The sequence below is a fragment of the Micromonospora sp. BQ32 genome (assembly GCF_059358895.1).
In genome coordinates this window covers 270,137-288,595 of record NZ_JCADBI010000003.1, presented here as the reverse complement: position 1 = coordinate 288,595, position 18,459 = coordinate 270,137, and the positions used below count along the sequence as shown (strand labels likewise).

The 18,459-nt window shown below is 72.2% G+C and carries 18 protein-coding genes; 7 read left to right on the top strand and 11 right to left on the bottom strand.

The features are described from left to right. The 3 genes from AC5L30_RS08260 to AC5L30_RS08250 all read right to left on the bottom strand — a co-directional run bounded on the left by AC5L30_RS08260 (position 1) and on the right by AC5L30_RS08250 (position 1,919). Positions 1 to 756 (bottom strand): EcsC family protein, encoded by a 756-nt coding sequence (locus AC5L30_RS08260; protein ID WP_494866312.1) that lies wholly within the window; start codon positions 754 to 756, stop codon positions 1 to 3. A 49-nt stretch (positions 757 to 805) separates the two neighbouring features. Then, positions 806 to 952: a hypothetical protein gene (locus AC5L30_RS08255; protein ID WP_203122442.1), complete on the bottom strand. Its 147-nt coding sequence runs from the start codon at positions 950 to 952 to the stop codon at positions 806 to 808. Positions 953 to 1,058: 106 nt separating this feature from the next. Next, positions 1,059 to 1,919 carry a peptidase M23 gene (locus AC5L30_RS08250; protein WP_494866311.1) on the bottom strand — a complete coding sequence of 287 codons (861 nt, stop codon included), beginning with the start codon at positions 1,917 to 1,919 and terminating at the stop codon, positions 1,059 to 1,061. Between the two features lie 420 nt (positions 1,920 to 2,339). Between AC5L30_RS08250 and AC5L30_RS08245 the strand changes: the two genes are divergently transcribed. From AC5L30_RS08245 to AC5L30_RS08235, 3 genes are all read left to right on the top strand, one after another. Further along, positions 2,340 to 3,260: a proteasome assembly chaperone family protein gene (locus AC5L30_RS08245; protein WP_124820583.1), complete on the top strand. Its 921-nt coding sequence runs from the start codon at positions 2,340 to 2,342 to the stop codon at positions 3,258 to 3,260. Positions 3,261 to 3,297: 37 nt separating this feature from the next. After that, positions 3,298 to 4,095 carry an exodeoxyribonuclease III gene (locus tag AC5L30_RS08240; protein ID WP_494866310.1) on the top strand — a complete coding sequence of 266 codons (798 nt, stop codon included), beginning with the start codon at positions 3,298 to 3,300 and terminating at the stop codon, positions 4,093 to 4,095. Positions 4,096 to 4,175: 80 nt separating this feature from the next. Beyond that, positions 4,176 to 4,493 (top strand): antibiotic biosynthesis monooxygenase family protein, encoded by a 318-nt coding sequence (locus AC5L30_RS08235; RefSeq protein ID WP_494866309.1) that lies wholly within the window; start codon positions 4,176 to 4,178, stop codon positions 4,491 to 4,493. Between the two features lie 243 nt (positions 4,494 to 4,736). Here the strand turns inward: AC5L30_RS08235 and AC5L30_RS08230 are convergent, their stop codons facing one another. Together AC5L30_RS08230 and AC5L30_RS08225 are read right to left on the bottom strand one after the other, a co-directional pair. Then, complete coding sequence (locus tag AC5L30_RS08230) at positions 4,737 to 5,402, bottom strand: class F sortase (protein ID WP_494866308.1); 666 nt, start codon at positions 5,400 to 5,402, stop codon at positions 4,737 to 4,739. Positions 5,403 to 5,619: 217 nt separating this feature from the next. After that, on the bottom strand, positions 5,620 to 6,357 hold the full coding sequence (locus AC5L30_RS08225) for a hypothetical protein (protein WP_494866559.1): 738 nt from the start codon (positions 6,355 to 6,357) through the stop codon (positions 5,620 to 5,622). A 208-nt stretch (positions 6,358 to 6,565) separates the two neighbouring features. Here AC5L30_RS08225 and trmB point away from each other — a divergent pair, with 208 nt between their 5' ends. From trmB to AC5L30_RS08210, 3 genes are all read left to right on the top strand, one after another. Beyond that, a complete protein-coding gene (gene trmB, locus AC5L30_RS08220; RefSeq protein WP_494866558.1) occupies positions 6,566 to 7,195 on the top strand; it encodes a tRNA (guanosine(46)-N7)-methyltransferase TrmB in 630 nt (209 codons plus the stop codon). 112 nt (positions 7,196 to 7,307) lie between these two features. Continuing rightward, the gene (locus AC5L30_RS08215; RefSeq protein ID WP_494866307.1) at positions 7,308 to 9,821 is read left to right on the top strand and encodes a DEAD/DEAH box helicase; all 2,514 of its coding nucleotides are present in this window, start codon (positions 7,308 to 7,310) and stop codon (positions 9,819 to 9,821) included. Positions 9,822 to 10,220: 399 nt separating this feature from the next. After that, positions 10,221 to 10,865: a hypothetical protein gene (locus tag AC5L30_RS08210; RefSeq protein ID WP_494866306.1), complete on the top strand. Its 645-nt coding sequence runs from the start codon at positions 10,221 to 10,223 to the stop codon at positions 10,863 to 10,865. Positions 10,866 to 11,004: 139 nt separating this feature from the next. On the opposite strand, the gene AC5L30_RS08205 is transcribed toward AC5L30_RS08210, so the two are convergent. From AC5L30_RS08205 to AC5L30_RS08185, 5 genes are all read right to left on the bottom strand, one after another. Further along, on the bottom strand, positions 11,005 to 13,122 hold the full coding sequence (locus AC5L30_RS08205) for an acyltransferase family protein (protein WP_494866305.1): 2,118 nt from the start codon (positions 13,120 to 13,122) through the stop codon (positions 11,005 to 11,007). 257 nt (positions 13,123 to 13,379) lie between these two features. Then, the gene (locus tag AC5L30_RS08200) at positions 13,380 to 14,327 is read right to left on the bottom strand and encodes an ABC transporter substrate-binding protein (protein ID WP_494866304.1); all 948 of its coding nucleotides are present in this window, start codon (positions 14,325 to 14,327) and stop codon (positions 13,380 to 13,382) included. Continuing rightward, positions 14,327 to 15,229, bottom strand: a complete 903-nt coding sequence (locus tag AC5L30_RS08195) for an ABC transporter ATP-binding protein (RefSeq protein WP_494866303.1) — start codon at positions 15,227 to 15,229, stop codon at positions 14,327 to 14,329. The genes AC5L30_RS08200 and AC5L30_RS08195 overlap by 1 nt, the downstream gene beginning before the upstream one ends. Positions 15,230 to 15,248: 19 nt before the next feature. Next, on the bottom strand, positions 15,249 to 16,322 hold the full coding sequence (locus tag AC5L30_RS08190) for a FecCD family ABC transporter permease (protein WP_494866302.1): 1,074 nt from the start codon (positions 16,320 to 16,322) through the stop codon (positions 15,249 to 15,251). Next, positions 16,319 to 17,365: a FecCD family ABC transporter permease gene (locus tag AC5L30_RS08185; RefSeq protein ID WP_494866301.1), complete on the bottom strand. Its 1,047-nt coding sequence runs from the start codon at positions 17,363 to 17,365 to the stop codon at positions 16,319 to 16,321. Before AC5L30_RS08185 ends, AC5L30_RS08190 begins: the two co-directional genes overlap by 4 nt. Before the next feature lie 141 nt (positions 17,366 to 17,506). Between AC5L30_RS08185 and AC5L30_RS08180 the strand changes: the two genes are divergently transcribed. Further along, positions 17,507 to 17,866, top strand: coding sequence for a YciI family protein (locus AC5L30_RS08180; protein ID WP_494866300.1), 360 nt, complete (start codon positions 17,507 to 17,509; stop codon positions 17,864 to 17,866). 10 nt (positions 17,867 to 17,876) lie between these two features. Here the strand turns inward: AC5L30_RS08180 and AC5L30_RS08175 are convergent, their stop codons facing one another. After that, entirely contained in the window at positions 17,877 to 18,320 is a 444-nt protein-coding gene (locus tag AC5L30_RS08175; protein WP_494866299.1) for a cytidine deaminase family protein, read from the bottom strand. Between the last annotated feature and the right edge of the window lie 139 nt (positions 18,321 to 18,459).

The window sequence follows — 18,459 nt, the reverse complement described above, 5'->3', positions numbered from 1 at the left end:
TCAGGGCTGACGCGGCTCCGGGACGGCGCCGCCGCGGGAGCGGTAGAGGGCCCGGGATCGCTGGGCGAGGTCCTTGGTAGCTGACGAGTTGGCCCAGGTGCCGAGCACGATGGCCGCGCCTGGGACGATCTTGGCGACCATCCGCTTCGCGGCCCGGACGCCGGCCATCTGGGCCAGCCGGATGCCGAGTTGCAGCATGACCCGACCGAGCGGACGCTGGCCGCCCAGACCGAAGAGCGCGTCGGCGCGTTCCCGGCCGGCGGCCACGCCGAGCGCCAACCGGGCGCTCTCGGCGACCTTGTGCACCCGCTGGAGCACCAGCAGGTCGGTGGCCCGATCACTGTGCAGGGGGTCGACGTCGTACGCGGCGGCGATGTGCAGCACCATCCGCGCCTGGGTCCAGGCCAGCACACCCACGTCGATCACGGCGCCGGGCAGCCCCGCCGCGCCGGAGACCGCGCCGGAGAGCCGGGCCAGGTTGACGAACTTGCGGGCCGCCTGGTCGGCCAGGACATCGGCGGAGACCCCGGGCTGCTCGGCCCGGGCGCGACCGACCCACTGCGCGGCTTCCGGCCCGAGGCGACGCACCGCCTCCAGGGCGAGGTGCTCCGGAGCGTACTGCGGGTCGTCCCGCATCCGGTCCCAGAGCCGGGCCGGCGGACCCTCGGGGGCGTCCACCGGCCCGGCCGGCAGGTCGACGGACGGTTGCGGAGTAGGGGCGGCGGGCTGACCGCCGACGGGCGGGGTGTCGGTCACCAGGTCTCCCCAGGGGTGGGAACGGTGGACAGGGCGGCCGATGGAGCGGTCAGCGGCGGCGGTTGGAGAACCGCGCTGCCAACCCCTTCAGCTTCTGCTGGTTGCCCGGCTTGGCCATCTCGCGCCGGCCCCGGTCGACCAACTGCTGCCCCTTCGGCGATTTCAGAAACGCGCTGATCCGCTGCATCAGTGACATAACGTCCTCCTGTCGGTGATCCCGTAATCATGTGTACCCCGAACCCGCAACACATGTACCCGGGATGCGACAGCCTCAACCCTGACCGTCCATAGTGGGCGGTAGGTTACCGCCCCGACGGCACGATGGCGTCAACGACCCGGGTGGCCCGCCACTCGTGCTGCTGGTAGTGCTCGGGGTACGCGGAGACCTGCACCGCCTGGGCGGCGTCGGTGAGCCGCATCCGCTGCCAGCCGGGCACCTGCTCCAGCGCGGCGAGGAACTGCCGGGTGGCGAACTCGGGGTCCATCAGCCGCCCCACCGGGCCCCAGCCGCTGCTGGAACGCTGCTGGAACAACCCGACCGAGTCGTGGTCCCAGCCGACGCCCTGGTGCGGATAGTCCTGCGACTCGGGCAGCACCCCGCTCGCCACGTTGTAGAGGTTGCTCTCCTGCATGGCGGTGGCCACCGCGATCACCAGACCCCGGCGCGGCACCCCCATCTTGCGGCCGGTACGGACGATCGCCTCGGCGTTCTCCATCTGGTCCTCGTCCAGCCCGGCGACGGGCGCCGGGTCGGTCGGGCGAGCCGGGGCGACCTTGCGGGCCGGCGCGCTGGTGTCCGGGTCGGCGGGGCTCGCCACGACGGACGGGGCGGCGGCGGACGTGCTCGGGGCGGCCGTGCGGTCGAGGGAACGGGAGGCGCGCTGCTGCTCCGCGCGCTGCGCCAGCTCGGAGCTGGAGAGCGATCCACCCCGGGTCGCCGCGTCGGCGTCCTCGTTGCAAACCTGGACGACGGCGGTCAGACCGAGGCAACACACCACACCGGTGGCCAGGGCCATCTGCGCCCGGCGTCGTCCGGTCAGGTCCCGGGCGTACGCCCGGAGCCGGCTCGCGGCGGTTGTCCGTTCGGTTGAGATGCCATCCTCCGAATCGGCAGTGGGGCTGCTCGGGGCGTACGGGTCGTCGAGGGTGCCGTCGTCACGCATCAACCGAGGCTAGGCAGGCCGAAACCCCGATCAGGCACGGTGATCACGTGGTGCTCGACACAGATTCGACCCGATCTGGTGGACGACCTGGGCGGGTCGACCCGCCCGGGGAAGGTACCTCGCGTACCGGATGAAGCGGGCGTCGTGCGCGGACCAGCACGATCCCTGACAGCGCCGGACATCCGACCACCGAGCCTGACATGATCGACAAACTTGGCCTTTGGGCCTAACCGCACCTCGACCGATCGGCCAACCGGCTCGGCCTGGTGGCGTAATCAGGTGATTAGTCCGGTCACGCCCACCACCCGGCCAACGGATCGCCCGGAGCAGGAATGCGCCAGGATGGCGGGTACGTTGCCCGAACGGGTGCCCTCCGTCGCGACGGCGCCCCGCAGGCACATTTCAGGGAGGTCCGCACCGGTGCTCGACCCACACGAGCTCTACCAGCTCACCGACGATCTGCCCGACCTCGGGCAGCCGGTCCTGATCCAGGCCCTCACCGGGTTCGTGGACGCCGGAAACGCCAGCCGACTGGCGCGTGAGCAGCTACTCACCTCGCTGGAGGGTCGGCCGATCGCCACCTTCGACGTCGACCAGCTCTTCGACTACCGATCGCGACGCCCGGTGATGACCTTCGTCGAGGACCACTGGGAGAGCGTCGACGCGCCCAAGCTGGAGCTGCACCTGCTGCACGACGACGACGAGACCCCGTTCCTGCTGCTCACCGGCCCCGAACCGGACCTGCAGTGGGAGCGGTTCGTGGCCGCCGTCGCCGGGCTCGCCGCCCGGCTGGACGTCCGGCTCACCGTGGGGCTCAACTCGATCCCGATGGCGGTCCCGCACACCCGGCCGACCGGGGTGACCGCGCACGCCACCCGCCCCGAGCTGATCGGCGGCTACGAGCCCTGGCTGCAACGCGTCCAGGTGCCCGGCAGCGTCGGTCACCTGCTGGAGTTCCGCCTCGGCGAGCAGGGCCGCGACGCGCTGGGCTTCGCCGCCCACGTGCCGCACTACGTGGCCCAGACCGAGTACCCGGCCGCCGCCGAGGTGCTGCTCACCTCGGTGTCGCGCAGCACCGGGCTGCTGCTGCCCGGCGACGGCCTGCGCTCGGCCGCCGAGGTGGTCCGGGTGGAGATCGACCGGCAGGTCGCGCAGACCGAGGACGCCGCGGCCCTGGTCCAGGCCCTGGAGGAGCAGTACGACGCGTTCGCCCGGGGTCGGGGCGAGAAGAGCCTGCTCGCCCCGGACGCCGGCCCGCTGCCCACGGCCGACGAACTCGGCGCGGAACTGGAACGGTTCCTGGCCGAACAGACCCGTCCCGGCGACACCCCGGGCAGCTGAGCCGGCGTCGCGGCGGCGGATGCGGCAGGCTGGGGGCATGCGCCTGGCGACCTGGAACGTCAACTCGGTGAAGGCCCGCCTACCCCGGCTGCTGGAGTGGCTGGCCGACACCGGGCCGGACGTCGTCTGCCTCCAGGAGACCAAATGCCCGGACGGCGCCTTCCCAGCGACCGAGGTGGGCGCGCTGGGCTACACCGTGGCCAGCCACAGCGACGGCCGGTGGAACGGGGTCGCCATCCTGTCCCGGGTCGGGCTGGGCGACGTCCGGGTCGGCTTCGCGAACGAGCCCGGCTTTCCCGAGCCGGAGGCCCGGGCCATCTCCGCCACCTGCGACGGGGTGCGGGTCTGGTCGGTGTACGTGCCCAACGGCCGGACGCCGGACGACCCGCACTACGCGTACAAGTTGGCCTGGTTCGCGGCGCTGCGCGACGCGCTGGACGCGGAGCTGGCCGGCGGGTTGCCGCTGGCGGTGTGCGGCGACTTCAACGTCGCCCCGACCGACGCCGACGTCTGGGACCCGGCAATCTTCACCCACTCCACGCACGTCACCCCGGCCGAGCGGGCAGCCCTCGCGGCGCTGCGCGACCTGGGTCTCAGCGACGTCGTGCCCACCCCGATGAAGGGCCCGCACCCCTTCACCTACTGGGACTACCGGGCCGGCATGTTCCACCAGAACAAGGGCATGAGAATCGATTTGGTGTACGCGTCCGCGCCGTTCGCCCGAGCGGTCCGCTCCGCGTACGTCGACCGCGAGGCCCGCAAGGGCAAGGGCCCCTCCGACCACGCGCCGATCGTGGTCGACGCGGACCTGGTCCCGGCGGTCGAGACGTTCTGAGCCCGCCCCGCCGTCCCGGCTGCCGCCCTGATGCCGCGGGCTGCCGTCCTGGTGCCGCGCCCGCTGGTTAGGGTGGGCAGATGGCAGTCGTGAAGATCAACGCAATCGAGGTCCCGCCCGGTGGCGGCGCGGAGTTGGAGAAGCGGTTCGCCGCCCGGGCCGGCACTGTGGAGAACTCCCCCGGCTTCCTCGGCTTCGAACTGCTCCGCCCGGTGGCCGGCGAGACCCGCTACTTCGTCTACACGAAGTGGGAGAGCGAGGAAGCGTTCCAGGCATGGGCCGCCGGCCCGTCGCGTGCCGCCCACGCCACCGCCGCTGGCGACAAGCCCCGTCCCCCGGTCTCCAGCGGTGCCAGCCTCCTGGAGTTCGAGGTGGCGCTACACGTCCCCCAGCCCTAGCCACCTCCCCCACCGGCTGTCAGACGCGAACGAGGTCCCCACCTCGACACGTGGTGAGGCAGCGATCTCACCGAGAGTGCGCGGATCTCAGCCAGACCATGCACGACCTTGACCGCCGGTTGATCCACTCGGGTTCAACGAAACCGCGGTGTCCAGATCGGCCTGACACCCCGACTTCAATGATCCCGAGTCGATCAAGCGGGAGCGGGCGGGCGGCCCCAGCCGGTCTGGCCGGGGTCGGCCTCAGGACTTGCGGGAGGACTGGAGGGTGGCGAAGGCGATGACGTTGTCGGCGTAGCCGGTACGGCCCCCGATGAACTGCCCGCCGCAGGTGATCAATCGCAGCCCGGGCGGCCCGTCGTGGCCGTAGATCCGCTCGGCGGGCAACTGGTCCTTCGGGAAGTGCTCGACGGTGTCGACCCGGAACACCACCACCGACTCGTCCGCCCGGGCCACCTCGATCAGGTCGCCGGGGTGCAGCTTGCCCAGGTCGTAGAAGACCGACGGGCCGGTCTTCGTGTCCACGTGCCCGACGATCACCGCTGGGCCGGGCTCACCGGGGGTGGGCCCACGGTCGTACCAACCGGTCTCGTTGTGCCGTTCCAGCGGCGGTACGGCGATCGAGCCGTCTCGTGCCTGCCCGACGGGCGCCACCGGCGCGGTCACCTTGATCGCCGGCACGCTGAGACTCACCGGTCGACTGGCCGACAACCCGACCGACTCACTGCGAGCCGGCCGATCACCGCCGGCCGGGGCCAGGTCGAACGGGCCGACCGAACGGCCCAGCCCCGCCCCGGTGGCGAAGACCCCGGCCAACACCAACACCACGGCCAACGGTACCGACCAGGGGCTGCGGCCGGACGGACGACTACGTCGGGGGGCGACGGCGGTCGGCGGACGCGCGGCCACCGACGGGCGCCCGGGATTCGACGAGCGGTCCGGACCCGGTGGGCGGTCGGAGTCCGGCCAACCGTCGTCCAAGGGGAACCGATCGTCATCGGGCGGCGGGGCAGGGCGGCCGGCGAACGGCGGGCGGGCACCGTTGGGCGGCGGGGCGGGACGACCAGGGGACGGCGGGCGTGAACCGGCCGGCGGCGGCGTGGGGCGGAAGATCTCCATGGCGGGCTCAGCGACGCGCGGCGGCTCGGGGGCGGCGCAGCGCCATCACGGCGAGGATCAGCCCGGTGATGATCAGTGCCGCGCCGCCGGGCAGCAGCAGCTTGCCGGTCATCCCGCCGGTGCTCCCACCGAAGCCGGTCGCCGGGCCACGGCTGGGGTGGACGGGGACCTTCTTGACCACCTGGAGCATGGTCGAGGCGGTCTCGCCGTCGCGGCACTCCAGCTTGACCCGGTAGTTGCCGGGGCGGGTGCGCTCACGGACCATCGGCGCGGCGGTGAGCACCCCGCCTTGTGGCTGCACGCCGACCGCCCCGAAGGCGTCGGAGACCACGGTGGCGCCCACCGAGTTGTCCCGACAACTGGCCCGGATGCCGACCAGGTAACCGGGCTGCACCGTGCTGGGGCTCACCTCGACGAAGATGTCCACCGACGGCGCCGGTTGAGGCGCGCCGCCGGGCGGCCCCTCCGGCTGCGGCGCGAGCGCGAGGGCAACGGCCTGCCCGGGCGCGGGCGCGACGGCAACAGCCTGCTCGGGCGCGGGCGCGACGGCAACAGCCTGCTCGGGCACGGCAAGAACGGCACCAGGCCGCTCGGGCACGGGAAAAACCGCGACGGCAGGCTGGGATGCGGCAAGGGAAGCGGCGGCAGGCTCCGGTGCCGCGAGGGCGGGGGTGGCGGCCAGCAGGGGGCCGGCGAACACGGTCACCAGCGACAGGGTCACGACGCCTCGGGTCACTCTCACGATGCCCCCTCTCGACGCCGTGCGGCCGGGTCGGGCAGTGGAGCACCCGACCTGCCGTACCAGTTGGATCCTCTCATTTCCGGTCGCACATCACATCCGATCCGCCAGCGGCGTCGCGTACGCTCGGGTCGCTGTGACCGCCATCGACCATGACCCCGCCGTCCCGCCCGCGAGCCGGACGATCCGCACGTTCCACCCCCGCCGGGGTCGGATGAGCGACCGGCAGACCGACGCGCTGAGCCGGCTCTGGCCCGCGTACGGCCTGGATGTGCCGGACGGACCTGTGGTGCCCGTCGACCTGGCCGACCTGTTCGGTCGCCGGGCGCCAGTGGTGCTGGAGATCGGCTCGGGCATGGGCGACACCACCGCTGCGATGGCTGCCACCGACCCGGATCGAGATTATCTGGCGGTCGAGGTGCACACGCCGGGAATCGCCAACCTGCTCGGCCTGGTGGAGCGCGGTGGCCTGCGCAACGTGCGGGTGGCGCAGGGTGACGCGTTGTCCCTGGTCAACGGCTTGACCGAGGGCGTGTTGGACGCCGTGCACATCTTCTTCCCGGACCCGTGGCCGAAGTCCCGCCACCACAAGCGGCGGATCATCCAGCCGGCGCACGTGGCGCTGCTGCGGTCCCGGCTACGCTCCGGCGGCACGCTGCACTGCGCGACCGACTGGGCCGAGTACGCCGAGGCGATGCGGGAGACGCTGGAGGCGGACCCGGAGCTGGTGGACGCGTACGGCGGCTTCGCGCCGCGGCCGGCGCACCGCCCGGTGACGAAGTTCGAGCGGCGGGCGATCACGGCCGGTCGGCCGGTCGCCGACCTGCTGTACCGCCGACGGTGACCGGCGAAACGCCCGAACCGGAACGCGGCGGCGCGTTCGGGACGCCCGGACGGGGGTCCGGTGCGGGCCGGGTTGGCGTACCGGGGCATGATCCAGGCACCATGGACAGGCTATGACGCTCACCGCCGCGCTGCCGACAAGCGCCGACCCCGACACCCTCTTCGACGCGTTCGCCGGCTGGGCGAAGGAGCGCGGCCTCGACCTCTACCCCCATCAGGAAGAGGCGGTCATCGAGATCGTCTCCGGCGCCAACCTGATCATGAACACGCCCACCGGCTCGGGTAAGAGCCTGGTGGCGATCGCCGCGCACTTCGCGGCCCTCGCCGACAGCCGGACGACCTTCTACACCGCGCCGATCAAGGCGTTGGTGTCGGAGAAGTTCTTCGCGCTCTGCGAGGTCTTCGGCGCCGAGAACGTCGGCATGCTCACCGGCGACGCCAGCGTCAACGCCGACGCCCCGATCATCTGCTGCACCGCGGAGATCCTGGCCAACCTGGCGCTGCGCGAGGGCACGAAGGCCGACGTCGGCCAGGTGATCATGGACGAGTTCCACTTCTACGCCGAGCCCGACCGGGGCTGGGCGTGGCAGGTGCCGATCATCGAGCTGCCGCAGGCCCAGTTCATCCTGATGTCCGCCACCCTGGGGGACACCACCCGCTTCGTCGACGACCTGACCCGGCGCACCGGGCGGCCGACCGCCGTCGTGCGCACGGCGGAGCGGCCGGTCCCGCTCATCTTCTCGTACGCGATGACGCCGCTGCACGAGACGCTTGAGGAGCTGCTGGAGACCAAGCAGGCCCCGGTGTACGTGGTGCACTTCACCCAGGCCGCCGCGCTGGAACGCGCCCAGGCGCTGACCAGCGTCAACGTCTGCACCCGCGCCGAGAAGGACATGATCGCCGAGGCGATCGGTGGTTTCCGGTTCACCGCCGGCTTCGGCAAGACGCTCTCCCGGCTGGTTCGGCACGGCATCGGCGTGCACCACGCCGGCATGCTGCCCAAGTACCGCCGCCTGGTGGAGACCCTCGCCCAGGCCGGCCTGCTCAAGGTCATCTGCGGCACCGACACCCTCGGCGTCGGCATCAACGTGCCGATCCGCACCGTGCTGTTCACCGGCCTGTCCAAGTACGACGGGGTCCGTACCCGGCTGTTGAAGAACCGGGAGTTCCACCAGATCGCCGGGCGGGCCGGCCGGGCCGGCTACGACACCATCGGCCGGGTCGTGGTGCAGGCCCCCGAGCACGTCATCGACAACGAGAAGGCGCTCGCCAAGGCCGGCGACGACCCGAAGAAGCGGCGCAAGGTGGTCCGCAAAAAGCCGCCGGAGGGTTCGATCGGCTGGGGCCAGCCCACCTTCGACCGGCTCGTCGACGCCGAGCCGGAGCCACTGACCTCCAGCTTCCAGGTCAGCCACTCGATGCTGCTCAACGTCATCGGCCGACCCGGGGACGCGTTCACCGCGATGCGGCACCTGCTCACCGACAACCACGAGGAGCCCGCCGCGCAGCGCCGGCACATCCGCCGGGCCATCGCCATCTACCGGGCGCTGCGTGCCGGCGGGGTCGTCGAGGAGCTGCCCGAGCCGGACGAGACCGGACGACGGATCCGGCTCACCGTCGACCTCCAGCTCGACTTCGCCCTCAACCAGCCGCTCTCCCCCCTCGCGCTGGCCACCATCGAGCTGCTCGACGCCGAGTCCCCGTCGTACGCGCTCGACGTGCTGAGCGTGATCGAGTCGATCCTCGACGACCCCCGGCAGATCCTGTCGGCGCAGCAGTTCAAGGCACGCGGCGAGGCGGTCGCCGCGATGAAGGCCGAGGGCATCGAGTACGAGGCACGCCTCGAACTGCTCGACGAGGTGACCCACCCGAAGCCCCTGGCCGAGCTGCTGGAGGCCGCGTACGAGATGTACCGGCAGGGGCACCCCTGGGTCGCCGACCACCAGCTCTCCCCCAAGGCCGTCGTCCGCGACATGTACGAGCGGGCCATGACCTTCACCGAGTACGTGCAGTTCTACGGGCTGACCCGCTCGGAGGGTCTCGTCCTGCGCTACCTGGCCGACGCGTACAAGACGCTGCGCCAGACCGTGCCCGAGGACGCCAAGACCGAGGAGCTGATCGATCTCATCGAGTGGTTGGGCGAGCTGGTCCGCCAGGTCGACTCCAGTCTCATCGACGAGTGGGAGCGGCTGCGCAACCCGTCCGACGTGGCCGAGGTGGCCCAGGCGCACGCCGCCCTGACGGATCGGCCCCCGGCGGTGACCCGCAACGCGCGGGCGTTCCGGGTGCTGGTGCGCAACGCGCTGTTCCGCCGCGTCGAGTTGGCCGCGCTACGCCGCTGGGATCTGCTCGCCGAGTTGGACGCCGAGGACGGCTGGGACTACGACGCGTGGGCCGACGCCCTCGGGCCGTACTTCGAGGCGTACGACTCGATCGGGGTCGGGCCGGACGCCCGCGGCCCGGCGCTGCTCATGATCGAGCAGGGCCGGGAGCGGTGGACCGTACGGCAGATCTTCGACGACCCGGACGGCGACCATGACTGGGGCATCAGCGCCGAGATCGACCTGGCGGCCTCGGACGAGGTTGGCGCGGCGGTCGTGCGGATCACCGACGTCGGCCAGCTCTGACGTGTCTGCCCCCGGCGGTCCGTCGGGGGCGAACCGGCCCGGGGCGGAAGAGCGCCAGGGTACGCCGGGCGGCGACATCCCGATGCTCGGCCATGGCCAGCCCACCCACCGGCGGCACCCGCAGGGGCACGACCCACCAGAACAGTTCCGCCCAACCGGCCACGCCGCTCGGACGCCCGGTCGCGTCGCGCCCGGGACCGAGCACCCTGGGTGCCCAGGTAATGGGCACCCAGCACACTAACCCTGCATAACGGCCTTATATACACAATCTGCAACGCGAGCCCGCGCAAAAACCACCGCCTCCGCAGGTGCCTCCACGCCCCCGCTTTCGCTGGGCAATGTCAGACCCGTCGATTAGAATGTATGTACTAATCAAGATCCTGACCTGGGAGGACGCCCGTGACCGCGCCCGCCTCCACGCCCCTCACCCCCTACGCCACACTGCTCGGTTTCACCCGCTACGTCGACCGCACCGGCCCCACCAAGGCGACCTTCGTCGGCGGGCTGCGCAAGCAGCGCGCCAGCCGGTCCGGCTTCAACCCGCACGGCCAGTTCGTCAAGGCACTCAAGGCCGACATCGCCTTCCACACCGGCGGCACCCACCTGGCCGGGGTGGTCGACGTCGTCAAGCCACGATGGCGCCCGCTCTACCAGGCGCTCGTCCCCGGCGCCACGACCTGGCTGCACTCCCTCGGCGAGCCGGCCGCCATCGATCTCGCCCAGACCCGCGACGCCCTGGCCATGCTGGGCGACCTGCCCGTCAAGATCAACCCCCACTTCGGGGTACGCCACGCCGACGGCCGCGCCGAAGCGGTCCGCCTGCACTTCGACGAGGCCCCACCGAGCGAGGAGTCGGTGCTCGCCACCCTGCACCTGATGGCCCGTCACATGGACGCGGTGCTCCCGCACGCCGAGCCGGTCCTGGTCGACGTGCGCCGCGGCCAGGCCCACCGCATGCCCACCGACGCCAAGCCCGACCAAATCGAACGATGGCTCTCCGGCGAAGCCGCCGCCTTCCGCGCCATCTGGTCCACCGCCGCCTGAAACACCCCGCCGCCTGAAACACCCCGCCGCCTGAGACACCCCGCCGCCCGAGCACCCTGCCGCCGCTGACCCGCCGGCTTGGCGCTCGGGCGGCGGCCTGACGTTCGAGGGGTAACCCACCACCGGGCCTGCGGAGCCCTCAGCCGAGTACGCGGTCCAGCGCCGTGCCCAGCCGTGGTGCGAGGGTCGCAGCGTAGGTGGCGGTGATGTGGTTGTTGTCGCGGTACACGAGCACCCCGCCAATGACCGGCGAGCACCGCTCACGCGGGCAGATCGCTGGGTTCAGGTCCACCAGGTGGACCTTGTTGTTGCCGCCGGCGGCCGCTTCGTGGGCCGGGCCGCCGCCACCCGCGAGGACCTTGTCGCGCGGGGATGCGCATCGGGTCAGGTTCTTCGGATTGGCGGACACGCACTCCGCGATGTCCCTGTCGTGGTAAGGAGTGTCACGTAGCACGATCACGGGAATCCCGGCTGCCGCCATCGCGGTCCACGTCCGCCGGAGTGCGTCAGCGAAGGCGGCCTGCGCTTGGCTGGTGACCCTCTCACCGTTCTGGATCATCACATAGAAGGACGTGCTCACCACCAGCACGTTCGGGCGCTCGGCCCCGGTCACCTGCGCGCGAAGCTTGTCGTTCCACTCCGTGCAACTGGGGTACGGCCGGCTGTCTAGGGCGACTTCGCCGTCGATGAACGGGCAGGAGGACTTCGTGTAGCTGTTGAGGCGCCACTTCTTCGATTCGACGACCCTCTGCAGCGCCGGAAGCCACTGAGCGGCGTGGGAGTCGCCGGCGAGAGCCACGGTGAATGACGCGTTCGGGTCCCCGTACTGGCAGGCCCTGACCGCACTGCTGCGCTGGTCCGTATGGCATCCGTCGCGCCACGCGTCGGGGCCGTCCTTGCTGGCCGCCAGCGGGTTCGGCACGAACGGTCCGACACGGTCGACCGGAATCCCGGCGTCGCTGCTGGCCGGAGAGCCGCCCAGAGCGGAGGCGCCCAGAACCGCGGGCGAGGCAGCCACGGGAACGCCGCTACTGCCCGCCGTGGGCAGGGCCACGGTGGGCGGCATCGGGGAGCTCACCGGCGGGACGGTGAGCTGGAAGGCCAGCCCAGCCAGGAGGGTCACTCCGGTGCAGATCGCCCCGAGTTGCAGTGCCCGCGCAGGTTCCCAGGTGAGCGTCGGCGACATCCGGATCGGGTTCTCAATGAACCGGTAGGTGAGGGCGGCCGGCACCACCGACATCGCGGCGACGGCGAGACCGGTGGCGGCGGTGAGCTCCCCGAACCGAGCCTCCGCAGCGATGAGGAGAGGCCAGTGCCAGAGGTAGAGGGAGTAGGAGATGGCTCCCACGGCGCGTACCGGCCGCAGCGCCAGCAGCATGGCGGGCCCGACACGGCCGGCAGCCATGCCTCCGGCGATGACCGCTGCCGTGCCCAGGGTGGGCGCCAACGCCACGTACCCGGGGAAGGCCGAAGCCTCCGACAGCAGAGCGGCGGACGCCACGATCGCGGCGAGGCCGCACCAGGCGAGCGCGGCCGCTACCAGCCGGGGCAGACGCTGTAGATGCCCGGCGAGCAGGGCCAGGAAGCCGCCAAGGGCCAGCTCCCACATCCGGGTGGTGGTCACGAAGTAGGCGCGGGCGGGATTGTCTTCGGTCAGCCAGACGGACCACGCGAATGACGGCACAGCGACCAGCGTGAGGGCGAAGAGCAGGTATCCGGTGCGGGCGTACCTTCGCCGGCCGAGCCACACCGCAGAAGCCAGCAGCAGTGGCCACACCAGGTAGAACTGCTCCTCGACGGCGAGGGACCAGAAGTGCTGGAGGATGCTGGGCGCCTGATTGGCCGCCAGATAGTCGACCGACTGTTCGGCGAGCCGCCAGTTCATGGCGTACAAACCGCTGAACACCACATCCCAGCCGGTGGCCGACCACCGGGTGCGCGGCAGGAAGGCGAACGTGAGCAGCAGGCTCCCGAGGAGAACCACCACCGCGGCCGGCAGGAGCCGCTTGGCACGCCGGGCGTAGAAGCCGGTCAGCGAGAGGCGGCCCGTCCGGTTCACCTCGGCCACAAGTAGTCCGGTGATCAGGTATCCGGAAATGACGAAGAAGACGTCAACGCCGACGAAGCCGCCTGGCACCAGTTGCTGGCCGGCATGTCCCACGAGCACCAGGACCACGGCGAGGGCACGCAGCCCTTCGACGTCACCCCGGAATCCGGCCCGGGGACTGGCTTCCGGTCGCACGGCCGTTCGTGTCATTCGTTCCCCACCCCATGCCTCGTTCGCGTCGCTGGCACAACTGGGCGAAGGCGTGGGTGGTTACGATTCGTTTCAGGGCTGGTTGGCCGTATTCCGGCTGGGCGACGATCATCCTGGGCGCGCCACCCCGCATCACCGGGAAGCCGGGAGCCAGCGGATGTGCGCCACGGAGGTAGTGGCCCCCGGCGCGCGAGAGGGGCCACTACCTCGAAACGGTGGCGGAACGCTCACCGAACGCCAGCCAGGCGCCGGGTGGGTCAGGCGGCGGGCAGGTACTTGGTCAGGTCGTCGAGGATCTTGTTGGCGGCGCCGACGCCGATGCCGGTCATCCAGACCTCGTCGGAGACGGGGTACGCCTTGCCGGCCTTGACCGCGCCGAGGCCCTTCCACAGCGTCCCGCCGGCGACCTTGGTCTGCTCGGCGGCGGCCTTGTCGCCGTACGCGGTCACGAAGATGACGTCACCGTCGACCTCGTTGATCCGCTCGGGGCTGACCAGGTCGAAGCGCTTGTCCTCCTTGTTGGCGAGCAGCTGCCGCTCGGGGCGGCCCAGGCCGGTGTCGCCGATGACGATGCCGGAGAACGAGTCCGGGCCGTACACCCGGATGTTGCCGGGCAGGAACCGCACGATGGAGACCTTGCGCGCGGGGGCGTCGCCGAGCGTCGCGCCGAAGTCCTTGGCCCGCTTCTCGTACGTGGCGAGCAGATCCTTGGCCTGCTGCTCGCGACCGAGCGCCTTGCCGTCGAGGAGGAGATTCTCCTTCCAGGTGATGCCCACCTTCTCGGTGAACACGGTCGGCGCGATGGCGGCCAGCTCGTCGTAGAACTTCTCCTGGCGGAACTTGCTGCCGAGGATGAGGTCCGGCTTCAGCGCGTTGATCGCCTCCAGGTCGGGCTCGGTGAGTACCCCGACCTCCTTGATGCCGGCGAGCTTGTCCGCGCCGAAGTACGTGGGCCAGCTCTTCGCCTCACCGGCGGTGGCGGCGCCGACCGGCGTGATGCCCAGCGAGAGCGCCGTGTCGATCTTGTCGGTGTCGAGTACGACGACACGCTTGGGCTCGGCCGGGACCTTGGTGGTGCCCATGGCGTGGGTGATCTCCCGGGTCTCCCCGGTGGTGGAGCCGGCGACCGGGTCGCTCTCACCGCATGCGGTGAGTCCGACGCCGAGGGCGGCGGCCGCGGCGAGTACTGCGACGAGACGACGCATCAGAGTCCTTTCGAGGGGTGCGAGCCGGCGAGCGGGTTGGCCGCGTCGCCGGTGGCGGGTCGGGCGTCCGGTACGGACGCCGTCGAGGAAGAGGGGACACCCGCGGCAGCGGGAGCCGGAGCGTTGCCGCCGGAGTACGCGGGCACCACCAGCGGGGCTCCGGTCACGGGGCAGGGCACGACCACGCAGGCCAGCCCGAAGACGTCGCGGACCAGGTCGGCGGTGAGTATCTCCCGGGGCGGTCCGGCGGCGACCACGGCGCCGGCGCGCATGGCGACCAGGTGGTCGGCGTAGCGGGCGGCCTGGTTCAGGTCGTGCAGGACGGCGACCACGGTGCGACCCCGCTCGGAGCGCAGCCGGTGCAGGAGATCCAGCACCTCCACCTGGTGGGCCAGGTCGAGGAAGGTGGTCGGCTCGTCCAGCAGCAGGGCGTCGGTGTCCTGGGCGAGTGTCATGGCGATCCACACCCGTTGCCGCTGACCCCCGGAGAGGCTGTCCACCGGCCGGTCGGCCAGGTCGGTGACGTCGGCGAGGGCCATCGCCTGGTCCACCGCCGCGCCGTCCTCCGCCGACCACTGGCTCCACCACCGCTGGTAGGGCTGCCGGCCGCGCCCGACCAGGTCTGCCACCGTGACGCCCTCGGGCACCAGCGGGCTCTGCGGCAGGACGCCGAGGCGGCGGGCCACCTCCCGGGTCGGCAGGTCGCGGATGGCGGTGCCGTCCAGCAGCACGGTGCCTCGGCGGGGGGTGAGCAACCGGGCCATCGTGCGCAGCAGGGTGGACTTGCCGCACGCGTTGGGTCCGACGATCACGGTGAACGCGTCGGTGGGCAGGTCGAGGTCGAGCCCGTCGAGCACGGTCCGCTCGTCGTAGCCGGCGACCAGGTCGCGGGTGGAGAGCATCACACGACTCCTTGAGGGGTCACGACGACCGCCGCCGGCCGCGCAGCAGCAGGAAGATCAGGTATGGGCCGCCGATCGCGGCGGTCAGCACACCGGCGGGTAGTTGGGTGGGTGCGAACAGGCGGCGACCGGCCAGGTCGGCCAGCACCAGCAGGAGGGCGCCGAGCAGCGCCGCGCAGACCAGCGGTGGCCGTTCGGCGCGTACCAGTCGACGGGCCACCTGCGGGGCGACCAGCGCCACGAAGTCCACGGCGCCGACCTGGGCGGTGACCATCGCGGCGACGAGTACGCCGGTGCCGGCGAGGCCGATCCGGCGGGCCACCGGGCGCAGCCCGACGCCCCGGGCGGTGTCGTCGTCCAGGGCGGTGCTGTTCAGCGCCCAGCCGGCCCAGGCCAGCACCGGCAGCAGCACCAGCAGCGTGCCGGCGATCCAGGCGGCCTCGGTCCAGCCCTTGCCGGCCAGGGTGCCGATCAGCCAGATCTGCGCGCGCAGCCCGTCGATCGGGTCGGCGGTGAGCATGACCACCTCGGTGAGCGCCCGGAAGCCGAACGCGACCGCCACCCCGGCGAGCACGAACCGCTGCGCGGCCAGCCCGTGCCGGGCACCGAGGGCGAACAGCAGCACCGCCGCGAGCAGTCCGCCCGCCAGCGCGGTGGGCGCGACCAGCACCGCGGCCATCCCGGTCGTCAATGCCACGGTCGCGGCGAGGCCGGCGCCCTGGGTGATGCCGATGACGTCCGGGCTGGCGAGCGGGTTGCGGGCCACGCTCTGGATCAGCGTGCCGGCCACGCCGAAGGCGGCGCCGGCCACGGCCGCCAGCACGACCCGCGGCAGCCGAAGATCAAAAACCACGAGGTCGTACGGGGTGCCGGCGCCGGAGAGGGCCCGCAGCACGTCGGCCGGTGCGACGTACGGGGTGCCCAGCGAGAGGCTGAGCACGACGGCCAGCAGGAGCAGCACGGTCAAGACGGCGGCCACCAGCACCGCACGACGGCGGATCAGCAGGCTGACCGGGCCGATCCGCAGCAGCGACCGCCCGGGCAGCCGAGCCGCATCGGCACCAGGCGAGCCTGGGCGGCGGGTGGTGGTCACGCGGTCACCACCCGGGCGCGGCGGACCAGCACAGCCAGCAGGGGCGCGCCGATCAGGGCGGTGATGATCCCGGCCGGGATCTCGCCGGGCGGGGCGACGAGCCGACCGACGATGTCGGCGGCGAGCAGCAGCGCCGGCCCGAGCAGGGCGGAGACGGCGAGGGTCCAGCGGTGGTCCGCGCCGACCAGGGCGCGCGCCAGGTGTGGCACGGCCAGCCCGACGAACGCGACAGGTCCGGCGGCGGCCACCGCGGCACCGGTCAGCAGCACGGCGGCAAGGCCACCACCGAGACGGACCAGGCCGATCCGGTGGCCGAGACCACGGGCCACGTCGTCGCCGAGGGCCAGCGCGTCCAGACCCCGGGCCACCAGCGCGGCCAGCACCAACCCGGCGAGGACGAAGGGCAGCACCTGCGCGGCGACCGACAGGTCCCGGCCGGCCAGCCCGCCGACCACCCAGAAGCGGTATTCCTCGAAGGTGCGGGCGTCGATGCTGAGCAGCGCGTACACCCCGGAGGCCAGGCTGGCGTCGAGCGCCGCGCCGACCAGCGCGAGGGTGATCGGGCTGGCCCCCTCGCGGGCGCGGGCGGCGATGGCGAAGACCAGCAGCCCGGCGATCAGGGCTCCGGCGATGCCGAACCAGACGTACCCGGCGAGCGTGCCGACGCCGAAGACGGAGATCGCGAGCACCACCCCGAACGACGCGCCCGCGCTGATGCCGAGGATGCGCGGCTCGGCGAGGGGGTTGCGGGTGAGTGCCTGGAACAGCACCCCCGCCACGGCCAGCGCGAGCCCCACAGCGAGGCCGAGCGCGGTTCGCGGCATCCGCAGCTCACGGACGATGGTGCTGGCGTCGCCCCCGTCCGGCGCGACGAGCGCATGCCAGACCTGGTCGACGCCGAGTTGCCGGCTGCCGAGCGCGAAGCTGGCCAGCACGGTGAGCAGCAGCACCAGCGCGGCCCCGACGGTGACGGCCACCCGGCGGCCGGTGCGTGTGCCGGACCGATTGCGGGCCGGGGTCGGCCGGGTGGCGAGGGTGGTCACGAGTCTCCTGCACGTTCACGCTTAGGTTCGCCTAACCTTAGCCGCTCAGTTGAGGGTCACCTAACTGGCGCTTATCGATCCGCGACAGGCTGAGCAGGGCAGACGCCCGCGCGAAGGGGGCTGCGCACCTAGGGTGGGCTCATGCGATTCGACCAGCACACGGTCGTCCTGCTGACCCGACCGTCGGATCCGCCGGAGCTGCCACAGGACGCGATCGACCGGTTGCGGGACGCGCACCTCGCCCACCAGGCGGGCCTCGTGCGGCAGGGGCTGGTGCTCGCGGCCGGGCCGTTCCTGCACCCCGACGACGAGCAGCTGCGGGGCTTCGTGGTGCTGTCCATCGCCCCGGACGAGGCGCGCGCGCTCTTCGCCAACGACCCGGCCGTGCGGGCCGGGCGGCTGGTCGCCCGGGTCACGTCGTGGCTGCTCTCGGAGGGCAACCTGCGCTTCGACAGCGTGCCGGTGCCGCAGTCGATGCTGGAGGCAGCCTCCGGCGACTGACGTCGCCCGGTCAGCTGGCCGAGCCGCTCCCGGCCTGCACCGCCGACTCCCCGAGCGGGACCACCCGCAGGGCGTCCAGCGGGCCGACGATCACCCGCAGTGCCGGGAAGTGGTCCCGCAGCACCTGCTGGCACCGGTCACAGGGCGCCACGACCTCGCGGCCGCGGTCGGCGACCGTGACGATCGTCTCCAACGCGGTGACGCCCTGGGTCGCGGCCGTGCCGATCACGACCAGCTCGGCGCAGGCCCCTCCGGTGGCGTGCTGGACGTTCACGCCGGTGAAGACCCGCCCGTCCGCGGTCCGGGCCGCCGCCGCGACCGTGTGGTGCGGGCTGCGGCAGCGCAGCTTGGAGACCGCGGTGGCGGCCTGCACCAAGGCACGGTCGGTGTCGCGCATCTCCATCCGGCTCCCCCAGCGCTCGACGTCGGCCGCCAACTCTAGGGCCTGTGTCAAAGGCCCTCGGGTCGAGCCGAGGCGGCGTCCAGGCGCTTTGCCGCAGGCCCTGGCTCCCGCTGGTGGCCGTCCGGGGACCGGAGGCGCCCGCGGGTGGCCCGTCGAAGAGCCGGCCCGCTCGGTAACCCAGGGGCGGTGC

Bases quoted from the DNA above. Each gene is read 5' to 3' on its own strand.
- AC5L30_RS08255 (WP_203122442.1), bottom strand. From the start codon at position 952: ATGTCACTGATGCAGCGGATCAGCGCGTTTCTGAAATCGCCGAAGGGG.
- AC5L30_RS08250 (WP_494866311.1), bottom strand. From the start codon at position 1,919: ATGCGTGACGACGGCACCCTCGACGACCCGTACGCCCCGAGCAGCCCC.
- AC5L30_RS08240 (WP_494866310.1), top strand. From the start codon at position 3,298: ATGCGCCTGGCGACCTGGAACGTCAACTCGGTGAAGGCCCGCCTACCC.
- AC5L30_RS08235 (WP_494866309.1), top strand. From the start codon at position 4,176: ATGGCAGTCGTGAAGATCAACGCAATCGAGGTCCCGCCCGGTGGCGGC.
- trmB (WP_494866558.1), top strand. From the start codon at position 6,566: ATGAGCGACCGGCAGACCGACGCGCTGAGCCGGCTCTGGCCCGCGTAC.
- AC5L30_RS08215 (WP_494866307.1), top strand. From the start codon at position 7,308: ATGACGCTCACCGCCGCGCTGCCGACAAGCGCCGACCCCGACACCCTC.
- AC5L30_RS08205 (WP_494866305.1), bottom strand. From the start codon at position 13,122: ATGACACGAACGGCCGTGCGACCGGAAGCCAGTCCCCGGGCCGGATTC.
- AC5L30_RS08200 (WP_494866304.1), bottom strand. From the start codon at position 14,327: ATGCGTCGTCTCGTCGCAGTACTCGCCGCGGCCGCCGCCCTCGGCGTC.
- AC5L30_RS08195 (WP_494866303.1), bottom strand. From the start codon at position 15,229: ATGCTCTCCACCCGCGACCTGGTCGCCGGCTACGACGAGCGGACCGTG.
- AC5L30_RS08180 (WP_494866300.1), top strand. From the start codon at position 17,507: ATGCGATTCGACCAGCACACGGTCGTCCTGCTGACCCGACCGTCGGAT.